The organism is Vibrio sp. CB1-5 (genome assembly GCF_059412285.1).
This window is the reverse complement of sequence record NZ_JBJHPB010000040.1, coordinates 1-25,487: the sequence shown is the minus strand read 5'-3', so window position 1 is coordinate 25,487 and position 25,487 is coordinate 1. Positions and strand designations below refer to the sequence as shown.

Below are 25,487 nucleotides of genomic sequence, written 5' to 3'. Positions count from 1 at the left end.
TCTAATTCAATTTAACGCGGAGGATTTTAACAAATCGTCGTCACAATTCAATTCTATGCGGCAACGAAGAGTGTTACATCACTCCCATCATCTTTTTGTATTTGTCCACACACGCCTCAAACCATGCTTTTTCTGCGTCATCCTGAATACGTTCTAGCTGTTCGCGAATCGCTTCAGGGCCAGCTTTGGCTTCCTTCATTTGCCAAACGACATAAGAAGCTTGCTTATCAAGTTCCACTTTGTTTTTTTCCGCAGGGGGAAGCAAAGACAGGTTATACGACATGGTTCTCTATATCGGTTAGTGTTGGCAAGGCAGAGAATATATCACCGTTGGTGTAGCAAACTCAAATGAAAGCAGTACCGGCTGGTGCTGACGAGCGTTGCGGTGGGGTGTTAAATAAAACTAAGGGTGGCCTATGCCACCCTACTCTTTTGCTCCATCACCATTGTATAGCATTGCCCATTGTATAGAGTTGCTTAGTGGATAAGCCCTAATTCTTTCGCTTCTTCTAACGAAAGGCCGCTCTCTCTGATTTCTCTTAATGCTTCAATGCGGCGTCGTGCATCAGCGGATTTCGCTTGTTTTGCAGGACGTGTTTCCTCTTGAAAGTCCTCAGATTGATCCCACTTGTTGGTGATGGATGTCATTTGGTCATGGTCGATTGAATTGATGGACATTGTTACCTCCTGATGAACCATGTCTGGACACCTAATCTGTAGCAAACGACAAAATTGTTGTTAAGAAAAACTGAGTCAGAATGTGATTGGCTCGGAAATTCTCATCAGAAGTATTAGAAAGGAGTTTATAAACTTTGAAATCCGCGAAAGACGGCAGTACATTTAGGAGATTCCACCTCGGAAAATCGACTTGATCCAGATCTCCTTTTTTTAGCGCTATCCCTTGATGCTATTGTCCTGTAGCCTGATGCAACTCTGAGCATATCGGTGAATTTTTGATAAAAAAAAGCGAGTCCAAACGAACTCGCCAAAAAATATATCAGAATGAATGTAACAATATGAGCCAATCTACTTGTTTCATTAGAAAGGACAAAAGGTTGTCTATTCGGGATAAATAATAGCCAGAGACACTGGTTATTATGTCAGCAGACTGTCAGCGTTATGTGTAAAAACCAACAAATCGAATTCGCTATGTAACAAGGTTTTTCAGTACTGAAAATCGCTAAACCGAAACCTCATCCAAAACTCGGAACACAGACTCATCGATATGGCCTTCGTACACCTGCTTGCATACTTTCTTACGTACCGCGAGTGCTGAAATCAGCCTTTCGATAGATAAGTGTTTATTCTCCTGACGAGAATTGTAAAGCTCAACCACGCGGCTCAGTACTTCATAAGCGATGATATCCCCATCTACACGCAACCAATCAAGCTTCTCCATGAGCTCTGAGCACTCTTGTTTAATCGAAGCTATCGAATGACCCGTCATGGCAGACAAAGCGGTTACACTGCGTTCTAGAGCCTCTGGTGAGGTGTACTTGGATAGAATGATGGTGATCTCATCGGCATTGATCTCGACCAAATGCTTACGTTGCTTAACTCGACGGCCCAAATTGCCTCTAGGAGAGGGCGCTTTGCGCTGTATAGGTTCAAATTCACCATCAATGATGGTCGACAGTTCATCGAGCTGTTTGCGAGTCACGAGCTCATTTCGTAGTGGGTTGGGTAGCGTTGGTGCCATATTACGTTTGCCCGCATTGGTGGTACGAGCACGTGAATAGCGTAACACTTCTTCCACGTCACAGCGGATATCGACTTGGAAATCAGGCAGTTTTGAATCCGGATCGTGGCACATCAGCGTTAAATGATAGCCCCACAAATTGACATCAAACTTATTCGGTGACTCCACATGTTCCGCAAGATTACGAAGCTCTCGCAGCAAATCCATTGAGAAACGGCGCCATTCAATATTGCGCGCCAATTTTTGATTCAAATCTGACAGCATCAATGAATCGGTATGACGACGGGCCATACGGCTACGAAAGTAAGAGTAGAGTTGGAACACGAGCGTGTGCTGCTTCAAGATCTCAGGTGGGAACAAGAAGAAATAGTCTCGAGTCAGCAACTCTTCATAGAACGATGGCTCCCATACTAAAATGTACAGATTTGGCTTGATCTTGATCTCGCCATCCGCGCCTTCACGGGGGGCTTCTTCAGATGCGGTTATCGTTCTTGCTAAAAATCTAAAGCGATCACTCTTAAAGCCTTCCGGCATGTTCTCACTGAGCCAACGTCCGGTCAGTTCATGTAACTGGAAATCGGTAAATTCAATGCGATCGATGCTGTCGCGAATAGAGTCGCGTGCTGGTCCACTGTCTTTTTTGCCACGCAATGACAGGATGTCCGTGATGTAAAGCGGCGTTTTGTTAGGCACGTGCTTCGCATCAAGATGATACTCTTCATGGTGGTGATCATGATACTGAACAGTAAGGGTAAACAACGCAAACAGTGTCATGAGATCATCAACAGTCATGATGTTCTTGGAAGAGCGCGTTTCGATCACAGCTTTCGTTCCAGAGATCGATACCATCGATTTCTGATAACTTTTACGCGTTCTAGGCGGTGCGAGTGCTTGATCGATGATCCCTGCCCAATTCGTAGGAGAGACAACAAATTGATCTGCTTCATCGCGCATTGCTGGTGGCGTATACAAGCCGTGTTCGTTGAGAAGACGTTTGTTAACTTGAGTTTGAGCGAGTGCTTTGGATTTTTTTTGTTTCTCTGACTGTTTAACGGACTCCGTTACCAGACTTGTTGCACCAAGTACTGATACAAGCTGGTTAGGATTGATGAAGCGATGAAGCATGGTTTTACCTGCAAGCCCCTCTTCAAATCTCACACCATGCTGGCTAAACAAACCGATGTTTACTGCGGCGCGCAATCGCTGTTGAATCGCTGCGCGAGTTAACTTGCCATCTGTTGCGTCAATCAGTTCTGTTGTCGAAACAAAACCATCTTTAGAGCTGAATCCACGTAGGGAAATCAGATTCAATAACTCTAGGATACTTTTGGTTACGCCTTTGAAATGTTGATATTGTTCGATCCAATCAACGGCTGTTTCCGTGACTTCAAAGAGGTGTCCGCCTTTGTGATCCCTTGGGGATCTAATCAAGATTTTATCTTCACTGCTCATGGTTGGATCTAGATCACATTATCCGTAAATTCGATATTGTTCCATAGAATAATGAAAATTGGATCATAAATAAAGCGCTATTTTGTTTATTGATAAAAAGACTGATCTTAATGATTATACTGATCTTATTTGATTAAGTGATCTTATGATCTGTGAAAGCTTTTACCCATAAGGCCTTGAAATTAAAGCAAATGAACTAAGGCTTATACGGAACCATGATCAACACTATTACGAAACTATGATCATCACTTTTTGAAAGCATGATCAACTCATCTCGAATGCATGATCACCGTTACTTTGAAAGCTTGATCATCATGGTTTCGGATCGATGATCATCATCTAATGACAAGTTATCCACAGAAATGGTAGAAAAGCTGTGTGTAGATTAGAGAATATCTTAGTCAATCCTCAAGTTTTACTCCGAAAGCATGATCAAGTGAAGCGTGATTGAAGAACAAATAATCAAATTGTCGCTTTGTAATACAGGAATAAGTGCAAGCCTTCGAGTCTGGGTAATCTATTGTTGTTAATCATTTTGCGGCGGTATCTCTGGAACTATGATCAAGTGATTCCGCCCAATGTTTGCCGTGTTTCGATTTCTGTGTATATATCCACCAATTAGAGCACTATCCTTTGTTTCGCGGGACTTAAGCCGTAATCTAACCGAGTTTTTACATGCTTCCGAGAAGCTCATTCACTTGATCATTGTTCCGTTAAAGATGATCATCGAACTGGATTAAGTAGAGCTACTCTCATTGGTGAATTTTCCTTGATCATGCTTTCATAGTCTACCTAGTTCCCGAAACAATGATCAAGGTATTCCCTTGATCATTGTTCCATTGATGATTTTATCTAGTGATTGAGATGTGTTCGTGGTTAATCAAGACAGTCAATATCTCAACCTTATTAACGGTTAGGTGTAAGACGTCGTTCTCAACATCTCTTCAAACGAGCAACCTCCGTAATTTATAAGCTAAGTTGTATCGTTCCGAGCGAATTTGTCTTTACATTGTAAATGAGTGACGCGGTAACACTTTTAAAGTTTCGAGTTTTCAGGGTACTTTTCTTAACTGAAATCTTCGCTATTTGGTGATACTTTGCGCAAATAATCATCATAGAGCTAGATACCAGTCAAATTAATGCAAATAATCTATGTTGATGAGTGGACAGCTTTTTCTTGAGATTGTACGATATTGCTGTACATAAACAATTAGGTTACTTGGTTGGAACTTGGGTATGAAAAGAGAACAAACAATAGATAATCTCTACCAACTTGCTGAGCAAACTCAGCAAGTACAAGCGGATCGTATTGAAATCGTTTTGGAAGAGCGCAGTGATGACCACTTCCCAGCGATGTCAAAAGCGATGATGGAAACGCGCTCTGGCCTAACTCGTAGAAAGCTAGATGATGCGATCAGTAAAATGGAGCAGGGCGGTCATCAGTTTACGAAAAACAACGCCAATCATTACTCTATTTCGCTGCAAGAAGCGCATATGTTAATGGACGCGGCTGATGTGCCTAAGTTCCACGAGCGCAAGAATAGCGCCAATAACAAACCATGGATCATCAACGTACAGAACCAAAAAGGTGGTACGGGTAAGTCTATGAGTGCGGTACACTTGGCGGCTTGCTTAGCGTTGAACCTCGACAAACGTTACCGTATTTGCCTAATTGACCTTGATCCACAAGGCTCACTTCGCTTGTTCCTAAACCCGCAAATCAGTGTTGCTGACCACGAGAATATCTATTCTGCGGTTGATGTGATGTTGGAAAATGTCCCAGAAGGTACAGAGATTGACTTAGAGTTTCTTCGTCGTAACGTACTACTGCCAACGCAATATCCAAACCTTAAAACGGTATCTGCGTTTCCAGAAGATGCCATGTTTAACGCTGAAGCATGGCAAACGCTGTCGCAAAGCCAATCTCTCGACATCGTTAAACTTCTGAAAGAGAAGTTGATCGACAAGATTGCTGAAGACTTCGATGTCATTATGATTGATACCGGTCCTCACGTGGATCCATTGGTATGGAATGCGATGTATGCCTCTAACGCACTGCTTATACCATGTGCAGCGAAGCGCCTTGACTGGGCATCTACAGTCAACTTCTTCCAGCATTTGCCAACGGTGTATGAGATGTTCCCCGAAGACTGGAAGGGGCTAGAGTTCGTTCGTTTAATGCCAACGATGTTTGAAGATGACAACAAGAAGCAAGTGTCAGTACTAACAGAAATGAACTACTTACTAGGCGACCAAGTGATGATGGCGACTATCCCAAGAAGTCGTGCATTTGAGACTTGTGCTGACACCTACAGTACAGTTTTCGATCTGACGGCATCTGATTTTGAAGGCGGCAAGAAAACGTTGGCGGTTGCTCAAGACGCTGTTCAAAAAAGTGCACTAGAGTTAGAAAGAGTATTGCATAGCAATTGGACTTCACTGAATCAAGGGTAATTTGAAAAATGGCAATTAAAACTTCAGATCTAAACGCGAAGCTATTTGGTAAAGCAAACAAACGCCGTGCAACGACACCGCAAGAGGCACAAACTGCCGCTAAAGAACAAGCGCAAGTGATTGAACTGTCTGTAGCGGGTGAAGAGCTTGTGTCGTTTGAATTGGTGCGCGTGCCTGCAGATGAAGTAGAAGCTAAAACGTTTGTTTTCCAAGAAAATGCACGTGAGCAGTCTTTTTTAAACGAGCATGCATTGTCAGACGTATTGGCAACGTTGCGCGACAAAGGTCAGCAATACCCAGCGGTTGGTCGCCGTCAAGCTGATGGTACCATCGAAGTATTGGATGGTAGTCGCCGTCGTATGTCGTGTATTTTGGCGCAAAAAGAGTTTTTGATTTACGTTGCTGAAAACATTAATTCTGAACACGCTAAGTTCCTCTCTGATGTTGCAAACGCTCATAAGCCTCTGTCGCTCTATGAGAAAGGCAAAGAGATGCTTGCCAAGCTTGAAAATGGCGAGGCAGAAGACCAAAAAGCTTTGGCTAAAATGTTTCAATGCAGCGAAGCATTAGTCAGTGGCGCTCTAAAAGCCGCAGACTTGCCTTTGGCGCTTCTTCAAGCTTATCCAAACGTGAGTGATTTGGGCCGTCCAACGATTGTTAGACTGCATAAGCAGTTTAGTGAGCTCGACAAAGACAACCAAACAAAGCTGATTGATCGCTGTCAGCAGTCGGATGGTTACGTTTGGCAAACTAGCCAAGCCCAGGGTGTTGCTCGTATTACTAAAGATGTGTCTGAAACACTAGAAAACTGGATCCATGAGCTGGCGCCACCAAAGCGTGCCAAAGTGACTAAGATTGATTTAGTGAAAGGCCGTGCAAGTTATACGCGCAAAGGGCCAAACCTAGCGATAAACCTCAAAAAGGTCGATGACCAAACCATGGAACAAATTCTCGAGTTTTTAAAACAAAAGATGCAATAGGTTCCACATGAATACCCCGCAAGAGCGGGGTATTTTTTTGTGCTAAGATTGGCCAAGGTTTCTAACAATGACGTCGCCATGGCAAATCACTCTCTATCCTCTCGTATTGACTCTCAGTTACGTTCAATCATCAAGTTACAGAAGTTAGCTCAGTCCCAATTTGTTCGAGCCGTAACGGTATTAAACGGTGAGTCACAATGGCAGCAAACGTTGCTTTCGCACGTTTTGGACCACTTTCCTCAGCAATCTCGATTCCATATCGGTTCAGCACAAATAGACGGGCTTGTTAATATTTCCCCTAATCAAGGTAAACGCCTTTTAGGGCAAGATACTCAGCTGTTGGTGATTTCCATCGATAGCCAGTTTGATGCCAATAGTTTTAATGCTGCGCTCGGTACGTTAGTTGGCGGTGGAATGCTTATTTTATTGCAGGCAGAAAAGTCATTACTTCATCCTTGGTTGGTAGAGGCGATATCAGAGCTGCCAGTGTTAGAAGAGCGCAGTTTAGAAGTGGTTCAGCCAAGTTGTTTTTGTTTGGCCGATGAAACTCGCCTTGCATCGAATAGCGCTATTAATCCATTTGAACAACAAGAACGAGCTATTGAGCTTATTCATCATGTTGTCTCGGGACACCGAAAACGCCCGCTTATTCTAACGGCAGATCGTGGTCGCGGGAAAAGCAGTGCACTGGGTATTGCTGCTGCAAGACTAAATGGCCAGCGGCCCCTTCGCGTTTTGATTACCGCACCAAGCAAATCAGCGGTGGTATCGGCGTTAGCGCACTTCAATAGCGAATTGGCAGGACAAAGTTTACCTACCGCTAGCGTAACACTTGAGTTTATCGCGCCAGATGAACTGCTACAGACTAAGCCAATCTGTGATTTGTTGTTTGTTGACGAAGCGGCTGCACTACCCATCTCGATGTTAAAGCAGATGGTGGAGCACTATCATCGAATGGTCATTAGTACCACCATACATGGTTATGAAGGATGTGGCCGCGGTTTTAGTGTTAAGTTTCTGCCGTGGTTAACTGAATATCGAAAAGGCGCTAAGAGCTATCATCTCGACACTCCAATTCGCTGGAGTCAATATGATTTGTTAGAGCAGTGGGCCGCATCAACGTTTTTACTGAATGCTGAACTCAGCTCACTACCAGAGCCAATGATTAAACAACCGATCCGACGCGAAGCACTAACGTGGGAATCTTTCGATGCAGCCAGCGCGTCTTCAAATCGTGAGCGTCTTGATGCGGCTTTCGCTTTGCTGGTTAATGCTCACTATCAAACTTCGCCGAATGACCTAATGTGGTTGTTAAACAGTAAGACCATGAAGCTGTATATCATGAGTTACGACGACATCGTTGTTGGTAGTATTTTGGTGAACAGGGAAGGGCAGTTAGACCAGGATCTCATTGAACGTGTTCAGTTAGGTCGGGCTCGCCCCGCTGGCCATCTGGTTCCAATGGAATTATCAAACCACCTCGGACTATCGGCTGCCGCGTTGCAATCTTGCCTTCGCGTTATGCGTGTTGCTGTTCATCCACTGTTGCAAGGGAAAGGACTAGGAAGCGAAATGTTGACTGCGCTGTCTCAAGTAGCAAAAGGCGACATTGACTATCTAGCAACAAATTTTGGCGTGACAACTGAGCTAGTTCGTTTTTGGAATAGAAATGAGTTTGTTCCTGTTCGTATTGGTAGTGCGAAAGATAAAGCCAGTGGTACTTACAGCAGTACTTTTGTTCGTCCTCTATCCACAGAGAGCATTGAATGGATTGATCAAGCTCGCAAACAGTTTGGTGGTTCCTTATATTATGCTCTTCGCTCGCATGCTCAAGATGTTGAACCGTCGCTTGCTCTTTCTTTAATAAATTGCGCAGAGTCTAAGTCTTTGTCGCTGATCTCTGTTTCTCCCTTGGTATCAAACTATGCAAGAGGAGGGAACAGTTTTAATTCGGTTCGGCCGTTTTTGGAGCCACTGATATTATTGTCCTTTAATGCTGGTTATGTGAGTCAGCTTATTGTTGCTGTCGTTGCTCAAGAGTGGAGCTGGACAAAGGTCGCGGAGTATTTTGGTTTTGCTGGAAAGAAACAAGCCGAGCAAGCATTTCGCGAAGAGCTCTCTCAATTGTTGACGGTTTTACAGTGTAAATAGACTTAGTTCAGGTGATAATCAGATTTACACTGTAAACGACGTTGGTGTTTACAGTGTAAATCCATCATTGCTCATTTTTACACTGTAAATTGCTTCAAACTAATTCTGCATCTCTATTCGATACCGCACCTTATTCTAGAATCTCGTTCAAGTTATTGAACAATTTACCGTGAGCGCTACCGTAGTTTTTGCTGATAACGGTAGTCTCAGTAGTGAGACTTCACTAAGATAGCATGAGTTATTGAAGCATGATCACACTCGCAACGAGTTCCGAGGAGTGTGAGTTCGCATAAGGAAGTGGTCGTCAGTCATGTGGAAAAGTGTTCTATCTCTCTCTTCAGATAAGCAACAGGTCATCGCTCGATTGCCAAAAGAGTATGAAAAAGGTTTGGCTTTAGAAATCACTTTGCTTGGCAATGCACTGCAAGAAATCAACGCACAGGATTACTGGGTTGATGACAGTGCAGTGAACCAATTTGTCAAATCGGCACAAGCAGCAAAAGGAGAAGCGTTCTCGGGTTTGACGCTCGCTGAAATACGCAACGCCACCGCGGAAGTCGTGTTAGCAGAGCAAGATATGCTAGCGAGCATTACAGTAACCGGTGCGTACTCAGGCGAAGCTTTAGCCCCGAATGACATTATCTCTGCGTTGACCAACGCTCGAGTGACCAAAGGCCTCAACAAGAAAGCGCTTAAAAAAGTACTGTTGCTGAGTCAGCAGTTGAAGAAAGGCGAAACCTACACCCAGCCAGTAGCGATAGGTAAACGGCCAAAAGAAGGCAAAGATGCCCAGTTTATTCCTTTGGTTGCCGATCCCAAGCAGCGAGTGTTAAAACCTCAGCAAGCTGGCCCCAACGGCAAAGTCGATATGCGAGACTTGGGCGCTGTTGTCACTGTTGGCGAAAATGAACAAGTCATGCGACGCATTCCTGCGATATCGGGAGAAAACGGCTATACCGTCACAGGCGCCATTATTCCACCAAGGCCGGTGAAAGACCTACCTCTAAAACCTGGCGCCGGCACTCGTTTCTCACCAGACAACCCAAACACTCTATTGTCAACGATGTCCGGTATGCCAATCATCAAAGCCTCTGGTGTTGAAATAGATGAAGCGCTTTGTCTGAGTAATGTTGATATTTCAACAGGTCATATTAAGTTCAAGGGCAGCGTTGTGATTTCTGGCAATGTGGAGCCGAATATGGAGGTGACTGCGACTGGCACAATAACCGTCGGCGGTTTTGTCGAATCGGCATTTCTAAAAGCCAAAGGTGATATTACAGTCGCGAAGGGTATAATCGGCCACAATGTTAATGATGGTGAACAGAAATCCTGCCGACTGGAGTCTGGAGGTGACGTCGTTGCCAACTACGCACAGTTTGCGGAGATCACCGCCAAAGGTGATATTCACTTCACCGTACATAGTTTGAATAACGACATACTTTGCTCTGGCGATTTGTTGGTGATTGGTAGTAACAAAAAGCAGGGCACATTGAGTGGCGGTGAAGCAAAAGTTGGCGGCAAGGTTCAATGTCACCACCTTGGTGTTGAAGGTGATACCGCAACCTACATTCAAGCATTTGCTAACTATGAACATTACGCTAAGAAACTTGAGCAATTTCAAGAACGCTACACAGAGCTACAAGAGCGTAAAATGATCGCCATCAGGCGTGAGATTGAGCTTAAGAAAATCCCTAAGTCGAGCCGAAGTGATGAGCAAAATGCCGAGCTCGCTGCGCTTAATAGTGCCGATACCGAGGCATTAGATGCACTAAATGAAGAGAAAGAACGCATCGAGCTCGAGCTGTATGCGAAACTCGAGCTGAATACTGTCAAGTCAGTGATACAAACTCATACCCGCGTTACGGTTCAGTTTGATGACGAAAAGGTGACGACTCGCTCCACACACGGACCTGCTACGTTTAGCTTTAACAAACAGACAATTACCTTTGCACCTAAACTGAAAGAAGAAGATATATTGGTGTAGCCTAATCAGATGCGAGTGCGTGAGACTTACACAATTCAGACAAGCGCGTCTCACTTTTGCTGTTTCCATAGTGTGGCGCCGTTGCCTAACGCATCTGCTAAAGCATCTTGTGGATTACGCAGTCGACACTTAGACAGTGATAAACAGCCACAGCCAATACACTCGCCAAGCTCGTCTCTGAGCTTTGTCATCAACCAAATCTTTTCATCCAATAAGGAACGCCAATCTTGGCCCATCTGTTGCCACTCTTCCTGACTAGGTGCCCGATTGAGGGGCAAGCTAGAAAGCGCCTGCTTGATTTCTTCCAAACTAAGCCCTAATTGTTGGCCTGTCTTTATTACTGCTATTCGTCTAAGTACCGAACTGTCATACCGGCGTTGATTGCCTTGATTACGCCAACTGGTGATCATCCCTTTTTGCTCGTAAAAGTGCAGCGCAGAAACGGCGACTTCCGCACGCTTAGCGACTTGTCCTACGGAAAGCTCCATAAATACTCCTTATCTTTTATGCAATTATAGCTTGACCTCAAGTTATATTGAGCTTTTAACCTTGAGAACAGTCACAAGGTTAGGGAAGAAATCGCATGGAAAAAATAGAAGACTGCACCTATTCGGGTTGATGTTTGATGGAATAGTATCGGGAATGATGTTGATGGCATTACCGTGGTTCATCCTTAAACAAGGAAACAATGGAACGTTTTTGGCTGTTGTGACCTTAGCATGCACAGTAATGTCGTTCGTGCTGACACCGTTTATTGCGACGTCTATCGACCGTTATCTCCGCAAACATAATTTAGCGCTGACTCAATCAGTAAAACTGCTTGCAGCAAGTAGCGTTGTAATAGGAGGGGGGATGATAAACAGCTCGCAACTAGAGAGTAGTCATAACGCTGTCTCGGTTTGGATACTCTCTTTTTGCTTATTCGCATTTTGGTTGGCGCACTGGCCATCATATTCGCAACGTTCACCATGTGGGGGCTACATCGCACAAGTATCTTAAGCACATGCCAACCTCGTTTTACTAAACCAGCATCTCGGTAACGGTATTATTGAGGTTTGGCTTCGGGCTTTGGCAAAGGCTTGGCTGGCAGAGGTGTCGGGACGGGCTCTGCTGGTATTTCTGGACGGGTGATCTTAATGCTCTTAATGAAACGGCTGAAATAGAGTTCTTTGACTAGTTCGTCACAACGATCATGAGTCAGTCCTCGCTTTGATTGTTCGCTTCCTACCGAAACGATGGTTTGGTTGGTAGGGCGGTAACCGTTTGCGACCTCACAAAGCTCAATCGTATCCATATAGTTTGGGTAAACATTAACGGGAGACGAGCGAAATCCCAATTGGTTCATTTGATAGGATGAGCAACCAGAAAGGGTAAGCGCCGCAATAGTGGTGAGTGCTTTGATTCGCATTGTTTATTGAGTGATTCGTTGGCTAGTGATGGGAGCGCTAATACTAACGTCTATTTATGACAGATAAAGCGAAGTTTGAAACCTAGGTCACTTAGCCGAAAGATTTAACACTGCTCAGACATTTAACCAGTCTATACTGGGGCTCGTTTAGCAAATTTCCAGTAAATCCAACCAGATATTCAAGGAGAAACAGCATGACGGAATCTATCAACGTAGATGTTGTAGTACTCGGTGGTGGACCCGGCGGTTATACCGCAGCATTTCGAGCCGCAGATTTGGGCTTGTCAGTGTGTATTATCGAAAGTAGAGAAACATTAGGTGGGGTGTGCGTCAATGTGGGGTGTATCCCTTCCAAAGCTCTATTGCATGCGACATCACTGATTGAGCAAGCAAAGCTTGGTCAATCCATGGGGATCACCTTTGCGGAGCCCCAAATAGACTTAGAGGCTTTACGTGAGCATAAGCAATTAAAAATTAACGAACTCACCAAAGGTATCGTTGGGCTGGCGAAAGCACGGAAAGTTACGCGACTAAATGGGCGAGGGCAGTTTACGTCAGTGAATACGCTATCGGTCACTGGTGATAGCGATCAACTTGTGGAATTTAAGCACGCGATCATCGCGACGGGATCACACTCGATCTCACTTGCGATCGCGCCAAATGATCCGCGCATTTGGGATTCAACTGATGCTCTGGCAATGGAATTCGTGCCAGAACGTTTGCTGATCGTCGGAGGCGGTATTATTGGACTCGAAATGGCGCAAGTCTATGCAGCGCTGGGATCGAGCATTACGATCGTCGAAGCGCAAGAACATATCATTCCAAGCGCAGACAAAGACTTAGTGCAACCCTTGCAACGTGCAACCAAGAAAACTTATCAAACACTCACCAAAACTTTAGTGACTCAAATGGATGCTCAAGAAGATGGCATCTTAGTGTCATTTGAAGGAAAAAAAGCCCCAGAACCCAGCTTGTTTGATGCAGTGCTTGTTGCAGTAGGCCGAGCGCCGAATACCGATAACATTGGTTTAGATCAGCTTGGCGTTGAACTTGACGTGAAAGGGCGCGTTAAAGTTAACGATAGAATGCAAACCAATTTGGGTCATGTGTATGCCATTGGCGATATTGTCGATGGGCCAATGCTTGCACATAAAGCCACTCATGAAGGCAAAGTTGCAGCTGAGAACATCGCTGGCTTAGATTCCACATTCAGCCCTGTAGCCATCCCGTCTGTTGCTTACACGCATCCAGAGCTTGCTTGGGTAGGCTTAACCGAGACAGAGGCTAAAGAGCAAGGTTTGCAATACAGCGTGGGCAAGGTGCCTTGGTTGGTGAGTGGACGTGCTCAGAGTGTGAATGCCACTAATGGTGTGACGAAAGCGTTGTTTGATAAGGAAACGGGGACACTTATCGGTGCTGGGATCTGCGGTGAAAACGCGGGAGAGTTGATTCATGAGGCCGCTGCAGTGCTAGAGCTAGGCGGGCGGGCGAAAGATATTGCCCATACGGTTCATGCTCATCCTACGCTAGCCGAGACGTTTGCTTTTGCTGCTGAAGTTGTGGAAGGCTCTATGACGGATATGTTGCCCAAAAGAACAAAGTAAGACCTAGAAGGGGCGTAGTAACGTCCCCTGAGACTAATTTTTCCCTAGTTCAATGAGCCTTTCTAGTAGCAATTTACACTGTAATTTGGCGTGTTTGCGTGCTCCCATTGATGTTAAATCCTCGTGTGAGTTGAAGGTGAAGTGTTAATCGAGAATATGCGTGGGTTGTAACAAAATTGCGTTACTCCCCTTGCAGCAACCCATCCGACCAGTTATTGTTGAGTAACAAGGTGTTAACATAAGGTGGTAGGGATGCACTTCGACGAATTAATCGCAAAAGCCAAGCTGTGTGCGAAAACTGGTGAGCATATGTCGATCCCGGCGTCATGGGGACAGGGGCGAACCGTTTTTGGGGGGTTATCCGCTTCATTGCTGTATACCGTGATGCAGTCTCACTTGACTGGCGAGCGTGTTCTGCGCTCGCTTAACACCAATTTTGTTGGCCCCCTTTTGGTGGATGTGCCGTTTACTTTTGAGGTCGAGATTCTTAGGGAAGGTAAAAGTGTTTCACAGCTCAGTGCGCGTTTGGTGCAAAACGGTCACGTGGCCGTGTTCCAACAAGGCTGTTTTGGTTCCGACCGTGAGTCCAAAATTGTGGTGAACAACAATGATAACCACATCATGCCAGTACCCGATGACCTACCAAGATTTCCATCGATTGAGCAAGGTGCGCCTAACTATACGTCACACATTGATCTAGCACTTGCCCGTGGTCACCTACCTTTCACCGCAAGTAAAGACTCACATACATGGGGTTGGATGCGCTTTAAGGTCTCTCCTGAATTCATCTCTGATGCGCACTTAATCTGCCTGGTTGATGCCTGGCCCCCCGGCGTATTGCAGATGATGGCAACGCCTGCACCAGCCAGTACCATGATGTGGAATTTGGAGTTTATTCATCCTCACCGTTCAGTGCAGCCTGACGATTGGTTTGCATATCAATCACACACAAGGCAAGCCGCAGAGGGTTATGCTCACGCCCAAGCCAATATTTGGAATAATCGCGGCGATCTCGTTGCGGTTAGTCGTCAGAGTATCGCTATCTTTGACTAGGTACTTTGATTAAGCGTGTTTTACAGTGTAAACAAAGCAAGTAGGGCTACGGCGACAGGTCGTAGCCCTATTTTTATGTTTGACCTGTCTAGTGGTGCTGGGCGTAAGGTTTCGCGCTTGAAGTTCATTGTCAGGCTGCTATCCTTTGCGGCCTTTTTCATGTGTTGAGGTAATTTCTATGGCTATCGGTTTTGATTATGGAACCGCAAACTGCTCCGTTGCACACTTAAACAATGGCAACGTTGAGCAAATCCCGCTGGTAGGGGATAACTGCTACATTGCATCAACACTCTGTGCACCAACGGCTGAAACGGTATCAGAATACCTATTTCGATGTTTAGACATTCGTCCATCTAATGACACTGGTGAGGCCGTTTTGCGCCGTGCAGTTAAGATGAACCGTGAAGAAGGCATTGAGGTAATCTCGAGCGATGTATTGTTTGGGGAGCAAGCGCTGAACCTCTATTTAGAAGACCCGAAAGATGTCTATTACATTAAGTCGCCAAAATCCTTCTTAGGCGCAATGGGGCTGCGCGATATGCAGCTTTCGTTCTTTGAAGATCTGGTTTGCGCCATGATGAGTAACGTCAAGCGTAAAGCAGAGACGAACCTTGAGCGCACAATTGATCAAACCGTGATTGGACGCCCGGTGAACTTTCTAGGTCGCGGAGGAGACGCGTCAAACCAGCAAGCTGAAGGGATACTATTACGCGCCGCAAATCGCGCTGGCTTTAAAGATGTCGAGTTTCAATATGAGCCAGTCGCCGCTGGACTTGAATTCGAATCGACTCTGACAGAAAACAAAAACGTATTGGTGGTTGATATTGGCGGTGGTACAACTGACTGCTCTTACATACAGATGGGACCATCCTGGGTTGGAAAAGACGACAGACAGCAATCGCTCATTGCCCACACAGGCCAACTTGTCGGCGGTAATGATTTGGATATCTACATAGCGTTTCGCCGTTTTATGCATGCCTTTGGTATGGGCACAAAACGTTTATCCGGTTTAGATATCCCAGTGACTCAGTTCTGGAACCCTATTGCGATTAACGACGTTCAAGCGCAAAGAAAGTTCTATGCTCATGACAATTTGAAAGAGCTTAGACTATTGGCAAAAGAGGCGTTAGAGCCAGAAAAGGTGAATCGCTTGGTTGCTTTGCATCAAGAAACCTTGGGTTATGCGGTGATTCGTGAGGCTGAAAAAGCCAAGATTGCCCTTGAAGAAAATGCCGAGTACAAAGCGATGCTTGATCTCTATAGTGAACATGTGGGGATCGACATCAGTCAGGCAGATATGGCGGCGGCGATCGACAATCCGACCAAGAAAATTCAAGCTTTGGTCAAAGAAGCGGCGCAACAAGCGGGCACGTTGCCGGATGTCATTTACATGACGGGAGGCTCGGCACGCTCTTCTGTACTTCGTAAAGCGGTGCAAGATGTGCTGCCAAACATTCCAGTAGTCTCGGGCAACTACTTTGGCTCGGTTACAGCAGGGTTGGCACGATGGGCAGATGTTTGTTTTAGATAACAAGACCACTGCGCAGATAGACAAAACCCAGAGCAAGGCTCTGGGTTTTTCGTTTGTGGTTCGTCTTACTTATTCGGCATAGGTAAGATTTCAAACATGCCATCAAACTCATCAAGTGAAGCCGCGAGCTTGCCTATGAGCTCAGCATCGCCCTTGATACCTGCTTGACCTGATTTCAGCAGCTCATCAAGTGATGTCTGGCCAAGTGCCACTCGGGTAAGATCCGATTTGTGGATGATAAGTTCTACATTGGTTTCCGGTAGAGTATCGACTTCGATGTTACTCATATTGGCATTAGACACTTCGCCGTAGTAGCGCTCTTCCACATCTGGATGATACAAACCAAAGTTAAAGTCTAAACCAGCTTGTTCAGCTTTTTCTGCATTGAGCCTAACGGCAATGAAGTCTAAGAACATTCCCGTCGGTGTATTGGCAATCACGTCTGCTGAGGCCAACTTGATAGAAGGTTGGATCTCGCCAGTTCTAAGCTCAACCGCACCTTGTAAGTAAGAGTTTCGCCAAGCCATGGTTTCAGATTGATAGCCTTGCTGCTCGAAGCTGTCTGCAAGCGCATAGCGGTACGTCACATTGTTTGGGTCACATTGCACCAGGTCGTTAAACAGCTGAGAAGCTTCTTGATACTCCCCTTGTTTAAAGTGCTCCATGCCTGCGTTGTATAGAACATCTGCCCCGGCTGCTTGCACATACACACATGACTTGTCTTGTGTTTGCAGTGGGTTGGTGTTCACTGGGTTCATATCATGATATCCCAGGTATAGGTTTACAACGGCACGAGCGTTATGGCTGTAAGAGCCGTGATAACCGTTAGTGTGCCAAGTTTGCCTTTGAGACTCAGGAACAAGGTTTTCTATTTCGCGCCCTACATCGTGGATAGTTACCCCGTGGTTTGCGAGACGCATGGCTTGGTTATGAATAAAGCCGTAGTTGTCACGCTGGAGTGTCATATAATCGGCTATTTCATTTTGCGGGGTATTCGCATCATTCCAAACTGGCGCGGAGTGCGCAGCGTGGATGTTGTCGACAAGACCCGTATCAACGTAACGCATCTTTAGCTCTGTCAGGTATTTCGTCCACACCAGCGCGTCACGAACTTTAGCGCCGCGGAAGGTGTAGATATTGTGCATACCGTCGTAAGTCAGCTCAGCAGTGTTTAGAGAGCGATATTGAGGCACATAAAGCACGATCTCAGCTGGTGCTTCTGCGCCAGGCATGTTGATGGCATGGAAATCAAGACCATCGATTGTGATCACTTTCTCGCGTTCTTGGATTTCAGTGGTAGGTGCTACCAACGTGACTTCTCCACGTGATGTACCGAGACCAAGTGCGTTGTCGACAATGCCTTTTTCGTCGTTATCCAGTGTTGTGCCGTACTGATAGTTGGCGCGGCGTCCCATCGCAGTACCTGCTATCACGTTTTCGTCAGCAAGTTCCTTGATGAAATCTTTTGGCGCATAGATTGGCGCACCTTCGCTGAAGTCACCAGACTCATAGACACCACGAGAGCCTCCAAAGTGATCCGCGTGCATGTGAGAGTAAATCATGCCTGTGATTTTGTGCTCACCGTTGATTTTTGGTAGATGTTGTTTGGCAAAGTCCCAAGAGGCCACAGCCGCTTCCTTCGATAGCAAAGGATCGTGAATCACATAACCATTATCTGTACGGTAGATGGTCATGTTAGAGAGATCAGCGCCTCGGATCTGGTACACACCATCAGTCACTTCATAAAGGCCACCAGCGGCATAGTTGAGCATACCTTGGTGCCAGATTGATGGATTGACTGTCGGTGGGATCTCATCGACAGAGAGCTCGGCCATAAACTCAAATCGGTTTTTAAGCTCACCCGCAGCATGGGTACCAAATTCAGCGATAAGGCCACGTTTGGTGCGGTCAAATGCAGACGTGTCTTGCCACGGTAGTGTAGAAGCAAGCGCCTGATTGGCCTCCAGCGTATGGGAGCTTGCAGGTTTACCTTGGTAGTCCTCAAGGCCAGCGTAGTCAGCGTTAGCGGCGAATGACGCCATAACAGCGATAGCGATAGTTGAAGGAGTAAGCGCTCGAAGCATAGAAAACCTCATCACAGTATTAACAGGAAACAAGGCCACTATATCGACTTGACTCATAACCAAATATGCATATAAATTTAGTTAAAACATAACTGATGGCTATGTATATGAAACTGTCTGATTTTGATCTTAATCTGATGCGTGTATTTTTGACTGTGTATCGCTTTCAATCCATTACTGTGGCGGCAGAAGTACTCGACCATACTCAGCCTGGCGTCAGCGGTGCTCTCAAGCGGCTGCAGAACCAGTTAGGCCAACAACTGTTTGTTCGAGATGGGAGAGGGATTGCCCCAACCCATTTGGCGCATGAGATGGCGCGTCAAATAGAGCCTGCATTGGAAGCCATCGAAAACACATTGAATGACGCCCAAGAGTTTTCTGTTGAAGGAAAGCGTCGGTTTGTGGTGTACGCCACGGAACCTGTGATGCTTAATCTCGTGCCGAAAATCGAAGCCGATAAAAGTCTAGGCAACTGCGAAATTGTGCTGTCTCCGACAACCGTGACCGAAGCGCAGCTGCGTGAAAAGCTCAATCTAAGGCAAGCTGATTTAGCGATTGAGTTTTCTGAGTCTTCGACATCAAGCTACTTTACCCAGCCCTTCTTCTCAGACCAGATTTGTGTGATAGCCAGCAAGCAACATCCTCGAATTCAGGGGGCGATCAGTGCTCTGGAGTATTACCAAGAAAAACACATCACACTCAAACTGCGCCGCGAAGAGATTTTTCTGGTGGACTATTTTACTAAGGAGCATATTCAGCCGCGCAAAGTCGCCGCAGAATGTGAGTCACTTCTAGCATTAATGGCGTTGGTTGGGAGCAGCGAAAGTATTGGTATGACGAGTTTGAACATGGCAAAGCAGTTTTCCGAGCAATTTGGGTTGCAGATCTTGTCAGTACCCTTTAGCTCATTGCCGGTAAACTATGTTTTGATGGGGCATAAGAGAGAGCAAAATAGCAAAGCCAATATATGGCTGCGTGATAAATTGCTCTCCTACGTTCAAGGTTGATCGTAAGAGAGCAGATCTAGTTATGCTTCCGATAGGGTCATCTGTTGCCTTCTTAAGAAGGCAAACAGTAATACGAGACTGATGAGTGCTGTCGCGGCCTCGGCAAATAGGATACTTGCCCAAATACCATTGGTAGGGAACAGGCCAGGCAGAATCACGATCCCCAGAGCGACAAACACAAAACCACGAGCTAGCGAGGTAATGGTGGCTTGATTCGGTTTGGCAATAGCTTGAAATAGATTGGCGACGACTAGGTTAAGCCCCATAAACGGCGTGGCATAAAAGAAAAACAGCAGAGCTGTGGCTGAAAGCTCTAGCAATTCACACTCTGCACCTAAATAAAACCGTGCCATGTCTTGCGATGTGAACCAAATAATCGACAAGAATAGTAGTCCACTGCCAATGGACGTGACCAGTCCAAGCTTAAGTGTGCTGTAAACGCGCTCGGTTTTGCTGGCACCGTAGTTAAAGCTGATGATTGGCTGACAAGCTTGGTTGATACCAACGATGACAAACAGAGCAAACACACCGACGTTAGCTGTTAAGCCGTAAGCGATAATATAACTCTCACCAAACTGGCTAAACAGGGTTTGACCGACTTTCAAGTTTGCTGTGCCAAACTCAATCAGATCCCAATCGGTTTGTGGTTGTTAAGGTTTTGGAGCAAGCACTTTTCCGTAGTATGGTTCTCGGAAATAAAAAAAGTTCGAGCTATTTCTAGCTCGAACTTTTGCTATTTTCTGAATGGTTGATTAGAAGGTGTTTTACATCACCAACGAAGAAATAACCCCAATCACACCACCAAATACGCCGCCCCAGACAACTAGCCAACCCAGGTGCTCTTTAATCATCTTCTGAACGATCTCTTTCACTAGCTTTGGTGTCAGTTCGCTCAAGCGTTGATCGATAATCGCTTCTACGTTGCCCTTCACCTCATCAAGCATGGCTGGGGACTCAAGCTGCTCAATCAGCGCCTGTTTGACCGAGTCGCTCTGGCTAATGTCGATAACGGCTTGCTGCATTTTCTCGACGAATGGCTGTTTCATTGGCTGAAGTGCCTCCGAGCCGCCGAGCATGGCGAGCATACCTCCAAACTGAGAGTTCTCGATGACCTCAACCAGAGAGCCAAAAGCTGGGTTAAAGTCGACTTTCTCTAGTACTGGCTCTAGATTGATGTTGATACCTGAGCTCATCTCTTTGTTAAGAAAACGGTCGATGTTTTCGCTGGTAAAAAACTGTTCCATCATGAGATTCTTGATGGCCAGTTTAAAATCTTCAAAGCGAGCTGGGATGACGCCGGAGCCATAAAGCCCAGGTACCTTTTCAAACAACATATGGATCGCTAGCCAGTTGGTGATGGCACCAGAGAAGGCAAATAGGCCAGCATAAAGTAGCCAACTGTTGTCCAATTGGTAGCCTGCGCCAAGCAGGGCTAAGGCGATGAAGTTGGTAATAAAGCTTTTGTTCATGGTGGTTTTCTTGATCTTAAACGGCTTGGTTTCAAACCGTTGTCATTGGAAAATAATGCGCCAATTTTAGAAAAAAAACGGCGCTACAAAAAGATTCAATACGGAGTTAATTGCGTTGATGGTATCGCATTTACTCGCGAATGGTTTTGATTTTTTCCAGTAGTACGGATTTGTTGAAGGGTTTGGAGACATAGTCATCCATTCCACTGTCGGTGCAGCGGCGGATGTCGTCGTCGAGCACGCTCGCGGTTAAAGCAATGATGGGCGTGCGTTCTTTGTTGTACTGCTGCTCATAGAGACGAAATTCTTCAGAGGCGGTAAAACCATCTTTGACGGGCATCATGCAGTCCATAAGCACCACGTGATAGTAATTGTTGTCATCGCAAAGGAAGTTTAATGCTTCCTGACCGTTGTTGGCGATATCCACGTGATAGCCTGATTTTTTAAGTAGCAGCGAGGCAACCTTTTGGTTCACTAAGTTATCTTCGACCAGCAATATTGACTGACTGTCCGGATCTTTCGCTATTTCCTGTAGTGTGTGCACTGTAGTGGCAGTGGTATCCCTGTTGACGATGATAGGATCTACTGGTTCGCCAACAATCGATAGTGCTGGAGCCGTTTGTTTTCCTTGTATTTGATGTTGCTGAGGTGCATTGGTTAGAGCCTCTATCAACCGTGCACCAAGTAGTGGGAAGGTCACCAAACCAGAAATGAGTCCTTGATAATCACCACCGACCGCGTTTTGTGGTTGTACCAAGACGATAGGACTTGCGCGCCACTTTAAGCCAATCTTCATGAGTTCGCTGCGCGTATCGTTTTGCTTCACCATACAGTAGATGATCAGAGTGTTCTCATCTGCTTGATGAATGTTATCGGCAGTTTCAGTCACGATTTGTTGATTGAGTCCAAAATGAGTCAGCTCATCCATAACTAATGTTGCCATTGGTTGGCCATTGGTCACGATGACAAACGAGCGAGTTTTAAGCGCTTCGGTCGTCGCAGTATTTTGCTGTGCAATGCCCGACTCGATAGTGAAGTAAAAACGGCTGCCTTGGCCTTTTTGGGAGTTAATTTTGATTTCCCCCCCCATTAGCTCAACCAACTGAGAAGAGATAGCAAGACCAAGCCCGGTTCCACCAAACTGACGAGTGACTGAGCTATCTTCTTGAGTAAAAGGTTTGAAAATGGAGTTTTGTTTGTCTTTGTCGATGCCTATGCCAGTATCTTCAATGCTCATAGTGAGCAAGCAACGCTCTTTGCTAAGTGGATCTGCTTGAATGCCAATTCTGACGTGCCCTTCACTGGTGAATTTTACGGCATTGGACATCAGGTTCATCAAAATTTGTCTTAAGCGGTGATCGTCGATGATCAGCATGTGCGGTAGATTTGGAGAAAAGCGAACTTGCAGTTCGAGATCTTTTTCTTTTGCCTTGGACATCACAATTGCCACGGTGTCGTAGGCGATCTCGCGCAAGTTGGAGCTGTGCAAGGAAATCAGTAAGTTACCAGATTCGATCTTGGAAATATCTAGTATGTCGTTGATTAAGATCAGCAGCGTTTGTGACGAAGTTTCTATTGTATTGAGGTAGTCACGCTGCACGGGATCTAATGGTGAATCAGACAAGATCCCGGACATACCAATAATGCCATTGAGTGGTGTACGGATCTCATGAGACATGTTAGCCAGAAATGAGCTTTTTGCGACGTTGGCTCGTTCCGCCTCTTCCTTAGCGGCAACCATACGTCTCTCGTTTTCACGGCGCTCGTTAATCAGTGTGTTCATTTTCTTACCGAAATGACTGAACTCATCATGGCCCTCGGTGGAGGCTAATATGTCATCGCTATCGTGCTTTTCGATTTTCTCGAAGGTATCTAGGGTATTGTTGAGGAAAAAGATGATGCGACGTGCGATGTTGATACTCAAGAGCATTAGCACAGCCATGACAGTGATGGTAATGCCAATCGTAATCCAAAGTCTGGTTTCTAAAGCACTGATGCCTTCATTCATCTCGCTGGCGAGTTGATGGTTAATCTGATGGGTTGCCTGTTGAATCAGTTTGAGGCGTCTATCCAGTGCTTCGACACCAGCTATGATTTCGTCCAGCTTAGGTCGAGCTTCGATCGGGCTCAGTATTTTGGTGCGAAATTCGATGCTTTTGCTAAACGAGTCATCAGAAAAGGTTCTGAGTAATAGACTGACTTGTGATGCATCGGCATTAATTTTTAAAAAGCGATCAATAAGATACTGCTGTCTTTCATACAAAGTGTTGAGCTGCTCATGGTGGGTAGCGTGCTTCTGGTGTCCAGTGCCGTGACCTTGATAAATGTCTATATGAATTAACCAGTTTTCCTCGGTAGCCCAGAGGCGGATCCACTCCAATGTAAACAGAGTACTCAAGTGAGATTCGATAGTTCGCGAGCCGGTGTCGGCTTTAACACTTTCAAATTTGGCAACAAATACTGAAACTAAGTCTTCTACCCAGGAATTCCAATCTTCGAGTTCCTCGATACTCTCAACAAATTCTATTTCCGCTTGCGCTTCTCGCAGCTCATTAAGTGTATTTTGTACGGTTTCTAGGTCAGGTAAGTAATAGGCGTTATCTAAGATAACTTGTAATTTATCCAGTGGCTCATTGAGGCTAGGAAATATGACACTTTTGTTACTTTCGAAAGTTCGTTGCAGTTTCTCTAGTCGGGCTTGGTGGAGACGATCACTGTAGGTAGCAATGTGACTAAGCACCTGAGATTGTGAAGAAAGCACGGACATTTGCTGTAAGCTATTTTGGGTTCTAAATGCCTCCCAAGCTGAAAAAATCAAAATGACAATCAAAGGCAATACCGCCATTAAAATGATACGAGTTTTGATCGACATCTTGTTTAACGCATTCATATTCCGATTTCCTAGCGAATATTCTTGAACATCACTGCTTGTGCACTAATCTATCGTAAGTCTAGGAAAGGAATCCGCTAGAGTGTAATAATAATGATTAAAAAACGTCATTCGCTCGAATGCACAAACCTCGGAAATATCATGGGCTTGTTGGTGGCCACCCTGCTGATATTCACAGCCTCTTTTTACACGCCTAAAGTGAGCGCGTCAGACTCCTACGCCATCTTTTCAATGAACTCAAGCTTCAGCGAGCTTAGCCGAAGTAAAGCGCGCATGCTGTATCGAGGTAAAACCAAGTCTTTGCAAGGTAAGCGAGTAGAGTTGTCTGATTGGCCTGAAAGCTCATCTGAGCGTGCAGAGTTCTATCAATCACTGTTAGGAAAAGATGTGGCGCAGATGAATGCCTATTGGGCAAGCCTTTCTTTCTCCGGTAAAGCTCGCCCTCCAAAAGAAATTGATGCTGCTAATATCGATGCCATGGTTGACTGGCTAAGCCAGAAACCTGAGCGTATTGGTTATGCACCACTTGGCGAGCTGCCTGATGGTGCTAATGTGTTATACGTGGTCGAGGGGGGCAAGTAATGATAAAGAAACTGTCTCACGCACTTATACTAGCCTCACTTTGCGCACCAGCTTATGCTGTCATTGAACTCACCGATACGATTTCATTTAGTGGCTTTGGCTCTACGTCTTGGGCTCGTTCTGACAACGATACTCCGTTATTTATTAATCGCTTCATCAAAGACGAGAACTGCTTTGATTGTGATACTACCTTTGGTTTGCAACTGGACTATTACAACAACGGGTTTAAAGCATCAGTTCAAGGTGTAAAACGACCGCAAGACAATTGGAGCAACCCTTCCCTGGAGTGGGCATACGTTGGCTATGAAGTGGGTGATTTTGATATTCGAGCGGGGCGCCAACGATTGCCTCTGTATTTGGCATCTGAATACTTTTATGTAGGGCAGGCCTATACCCTTGCAAGGCTACCTACAGAAGTGTACAGCGCTTTTCTTGGGATTACTGGCTATAACGGCTTTGCGGTTACGTGGAATCATTACTTAACTGATGAACTTCAGCTTTCGTTGACCCCTTACGTGGGCTTCAATGACGATAATAAGGTTGTGTTTAGCCCAACCTTTGAGCTCGATTTTGAAACCGATCGTCTTTACGGGTTAAACGCAAAGCTGATTGGCGATTATTATCGTTGGAATTTCTCGGTGATGGATGGTGAGTTTGATGTGACCTCCTCGGGGACAGGGTTTTTTACCGTACCGTTCGAAACTCAGTTTCCAATTAGCGGCACCGAAAGGAATACGGTCAAAATATATTCTATCGGCACTGAGTATGAGTTCGGCGCCCTCAAAACAACCTTTGAGTTCCAAAAGACAGAATCGCGGCGTATGGATTGGTATGGCTTAGCTAGCTATCGAATGGCGCCGTTTACTCCTTACATAGCATACGGACAGCTCTATCAAGACGGAGAACGTTCCAATATGACGTCGACGTTAGGTGTTAGATACGATCTGTTGAGCAACGTCTCGATAAATGCTGAGTATCAGTATGTTCAAATACTCAATGATGGCTCAGGTCCATTTGCACCAGAAAGAACGATTACGATCCCGTCTACACCTTTGCCAGATAATAGCGCCAGTGTGTACACGTTAGTGAGCTTACGGGAGCATAGCTTGCGTAAGCATGTCGAGGTGGCTCTAGCCGAA

General features: G+C 45.5%; 18 protein-coding genes and 1 pseudogene. 10 read left to right on the top strand and 9 right to left on the bottom strand.

The features are described 5' to 3' along the window. Positions 1-73 precede the first annotated feature (73 nt). The 3 genes from ACJB0T_RS20460 to ACJB0T_RS20450 all read right to left on the bottom strand — a co-directional run bounded on the left by ACJB0T_RS20460 (position 74) and on the right by ACJB0T_RS20450 (position 3,151). On the bottom strand, positions 74-283 hold the full coding sequence (locus ACJB0T_RS20460) for a DUF3283 family protein (RefSeq protein ID WP_338167070.1): 210 nt from the start codon (positions 281-283) through the stop codon (positions 74-76). Between the two features lie 194 nt (positions 284-477). Beyond that, on the bottom strand, positions 478-678 hold the full coding sequence (locus ACJB0T_RS20455) for a PA3496 family putative envelope integrity protein (protein ID WP_112460366.1): 201 nt from the start codon (positions 676-678) through the stop codon (positions 478-480). 502 nt (positions 679-1,180) lie between these two features. Then, on the bottom strand, positions 1,181-3,151 hold the full coding sequence (locus ACJB0T_RS20450) for a replication initiator protein RctB domain-containing protein (protein WP_479294461.1): 1,971 nt from the start codon (positions 3,149-3,151) through the stop codon (positions 1,181-1,183). Between the two features lie 1,236 nt (positions 3,152-4,387). Here ACJB0T_RS20450 and ACJB0T_RS20445 point away from each other — a divergent pair. The 4 genes from ACJB0T_RS20445 (at position 4,388) to ACJB0T_RS20430 (ending at position 10,720) form a co-directional block, all read left to right on the top strand. Then, the gene (locus tag ACJB0T_RS20445) at positions 4,388-5,605 is read left to right on the top strand and encodes a ParA family protein (protein WP_479294457.1); all 1,218 of its coding nucleotides are present in this window, start codon (positions 4,388-4,390) and stop codon (positions 5,603-5,605) included. 8 nt (positions 5,606-5,613) lie between these two features. Further along, entirely contained in the window at positions 5,614-6,585 is a 972-nt protein-coding gene (locus ACJB0T_RS20440; RefSeq protein WP_479294455.1) for a ParB/RepB/Spo0J family partition protein, read from the top strand. 78 nt (positions 6,586-6,663) lie between these two features. Then, positions 6,664-8,736: a tRNA(Met) cytidine acetyltransferase TmcA domain-containing protein gene (locus ACJB0T_RS20435; protein WP_479294453.1), complete on the top strand. Its 2,073-nt coding sequence runs from the start codon at positions 6,664-6,666 to the stop codon at positions 8,734-8,736. 310 nt (positions 8,737-9,046) lie between these two features. Beyond that, positions 9,047-10,720 (top strand): flagellar assembly protein A, encoded by a 1,674-nt coding sequence (locus ACJB0T_RS20430; protein ID WP_479294451.1) that lies wholly within the window; start codon positions 9,047-9,049, stop codon positions 10,718-10,720. Positions 10,721-10,770: 50 nt separating this feature from the next. Here the strand turns inward: ACJB0T_RS20430 and soxR are convergent, their stop codons facing one another. Beyond that, positions 10,771-11,208: a redox-sensitive transcriptional activator SoxR gene (soxR, locus tag ACJB0T_RS20425; RefSeq protein WP_479294448.1), complete on the bottom strand. Its 438-nt coding sequence runs from the start codon at positions 11,206-11,208 to the stop codon at positions 10,771-10,773. A 557-nt stretch (positions 11,209-11,765) separates the two neighbouring features. Next, entirely contained in the window at positions 11,766-12,128 is a 363-nt protein-coding gene (locus ACJB0T_RS20420; protein WP_479294446.1) for a hypothetical protein, read from the bottom strand. Between the two features lie 194 nt (positions 12,129-12,322). Here ACJB0T_RS20420 and lpdA point away from each other — a divergent pair, with 194 nt between their 5' ends. The 3 genes from lpdA (at position 12,323) to yegD (ending at position 16,316) form a co-directional block, all read left to right on the top strand. Then, entirely contained in the window at positions 12,323-13,732 is a 1,410-nt protein-coding gene (gene lpdA / locus ACJB0T_RS20415; protein WP_479294444.1) for a dihydrolipoyl dehydrogenase, read from the top strand. 252 nt (positions 13,733-13,984) lie between these two features. After that, a complete protein-coding gene (locus ACJB0T_RS20410; RefSeq protein WP_479294442.1) occupies positions 13,985-14,785 on the top strand; it encodes an acyl-CoA thioesterase in 801 nt (266 codons plus the stop codon). A 178-nt stretch (positions 14,786-14,963) separates the two neighbouring features. Then, complete coding sequence (yegD, locus tag ACJB0T_RS20405; RefSeq protein ID WP_479294440.1) at positions 14,964-16,316, top strand: molecular chaperone; 1,353 nt, start codon at positions 14,964-14,966, stop codon at positions 16,314-16,316. Between the two features lie 65 nt (positions 16,317-16,381). Here yegD and ACJB0T_RS20400 read toward each other — a convergent pair whose 3' ends face one another. Further along, the gene (locus ACJB0T_RS20400) at positions 16,382-18,400 is read right to left on the bottom strand and encodes an alkyl/aryl-sulfatase (protein ID WP_479294438.1); all 2,019 of its coding nucleotides are present in this window, start codon (positions 18,398-18,400) and stop codon (positions 16,382-16,384) included. 107 nt (positions 18,401-18,507) lie between these two features. Between ACJB0T_RS20400 and ACJB0T_RS20395 the strand changes: the two genes are divergently transcribed. Beyond that, on the top strand, positions 18,508-19,407 hold the full coding sequence (locus ACJB0T_RS20395; RefSeq protein WP_479294436.1) for a LysR family transcriptional regulator: 900 nt from the start codon (positions 18,508-18,510) through the stop codon (positions 19,405-19,407). A 20-nt stretch (positions 19,408-19,427) separates the two neighbouring features. Here the strand turns inward: ACJB0T_RS20395 and ACJB0T_RS20390 are convergent. From ACJB0T_RS20390 to ACJB0T_RS20380, 3 genes and pseudogenes are all read right to left on the bottom strand, one after another. Continuing rightward, a pseudogene (locus tag ACJB0T_RS20390) lies at positions 19,428-19,994 on the bottom strand (MATE family efflux transporter); the annotation flags it as partial. A 177-nt stretch (positions 19,995-20,171) separates the two neighbouring features. Then, positions 20,172-20,876, bottom strand: a complete 705-nt coding sequence (locus ACJB0T_RS20385; protein ID WP_479294434.1) for a DUF445 domain-containing protein — start codon at positions 20,874-20,876, stop codon at positions 20,172-20,174. Positions 20,877-21,006: 130 nt separating this feature from the next. Next, positions 21,007-23,766 (bottom strand): hybrid sensor histidine kinase/response regulator, encoded by a 2,760-nt coding sequence (locus ACJB0T_RS20380; RefSeq protein WP_479294432.1) that lies wholly within the window; start codon positions 23,764-23,766, stop codon positions 21,007-21,009. A gap of 141 nt (positions 23,767-23,907) precedes the next feature. On the opposite strand from ACJB0T_RS20380, the gene ACJB0T_RS20375 reads away from it, so the two are divergent. Together ACJB0T_RS20375 and ACJB0T_RS20370 are read left to right on the top strand one after the other, a co-directional pair. Then, positions 23,908-24,348 carry a hypothetical protein gene (locus tag ACJB0T_RS20375; protein ID WP_479294430.1) on the top strand — a complete coding sequence of 147 codons (441 nt, stop codon included), beginning with the start codon at positions 23,908-23,910 and terminating at the stop codon, positions 24,346-24,348. A gap of 2 nt (positions 24,349-24,350) precedes the next feature. Then, a partial coding sequence (locus ACJB0T_RS20370) for a porin (RefSeq protein WP_495292930.1) occupies positions 24,351-25,487 on the top strand: 1,137 nt, incomplete at its 3' end.

Bases quoted from the DNA above. Each gene is read 5' to 3' on its own strand.
- ACJB0T_RS20460 (WP_338167070.1), bottom strand. From the start codon at position 283: ATGTCGTATAACCTGTCTTTGCTTCCCCCTGCGGAAAAAAACAAAGTG.
- ACJB0T_RS20455 (WP_112460366.1), bottom strand. From the start codon at position 678: ATGTCCATCAATTCAATCGACCATGACCAAATGACATCCATCACCAAC.
- ACJB0T_RS20450 (WP_479294461.1), bottom strand. From the start codon at position 3,151: ATGAGCAGTGAAGATAAAATCTTGATTAGATCCCCAAGGGATCACAAA.
- ACJB0T_RS20445 (WP_479294457.1), top strand. From the start codon at position 4,388: ATGAAAAGAGAACAAACAATAGATAATCTCTACCAACTTGCTGAGCAA.
- ACJB0T_RS20440 (WP_479294455.1), top strand. From the start codon at position 5,614: ATGGCAATTAAAACTTCAGATCTAAACGCGAAGCTATTTGGTAAAGCA.
- ACJB0T_RS20435 (WP_479294453.1), top strand. From the start codon at position 6,664: ATGGCAAATCACTCTCTATCCTCTCGTATTGACTCTCAGTTACGTTCA.
- ACJB0T_RS20430 (WP_479294451.1), top strand. From the start codon at position 9,047: ATGTGGAAAAGTGTTCTATCTCTCTCTTCAGATAAGCAACAGGTCATC.
- soxR (WP_479294448.1), bottom strand. From the start codon at position 11,208: ATGGAGCTTTCCGTAGGACAAGTCGCTAAGCGTGCGGAAGTCGCCGTT.
- ACJB0T_RS20420 (WP_479294446.1), bottom strand. From the start codon at position 12,128: ATGCGAATCAAAGCACTCACCACTATTGCGGCGCTTACCCTTTCTGGT.
- lpdA (WP_479294444.1), top strand. From the start codon at position 12,323: ATGACGGAATCTATCAACGTAGATGTTGTAGTACTCGGTGGTGGACCC.
- ACJB0T_RS20410 (WP_479294442.1), top strand. From the start codon at position 13,985: ATGCACTTCGACGAATTAATCGCAAAAGCCAAGCTGTGTGCGAAAACT.
- yegD (WP_479294440.1), top strand. From the start codon at position 14,964: ATGGCTATCGGTTTTGATTATGGAACCGCAAACTGCTCCGTTGCACAC.
- ACJB0T_RS20400 (WP_479294438.1), bottom strand. From the start codon at position 18,400: ATGCTTCGAGCGCTTACTCCTTCAACTATCGCTATCGCTGTTATGGCG.
- ACJB0T_RS20395 (WP_479294436.1), top strand. From the start codon at position 18,508: ATGAAACTGTCTGATTTTGATCTTAATCTGATGCGTGTATTTTTGACT.
- ACJB0T_RS20385 (WP_479294434.1), bottom strand. From the start codon at position 20,876: ATGAACAAAAGCTTTATTACCAACTTCATCGCCTTAGCCCTGCTTGGC.
- ACJB0T_RS20380 (WP_479294432.1), bottom strand. From the start codon at position 23,766: ATGAATGCGTTAAACAAGATGTCGATCAAAACTCGTATCATTTTAATG.
- ACJB0T_RS20375 (WP_479294430.1), top strand. From the start codon at position 23,908: ATGGGCTTGTTGGTGGCCACCCTGCTGATATTCACAGCCTCTTTTTAC.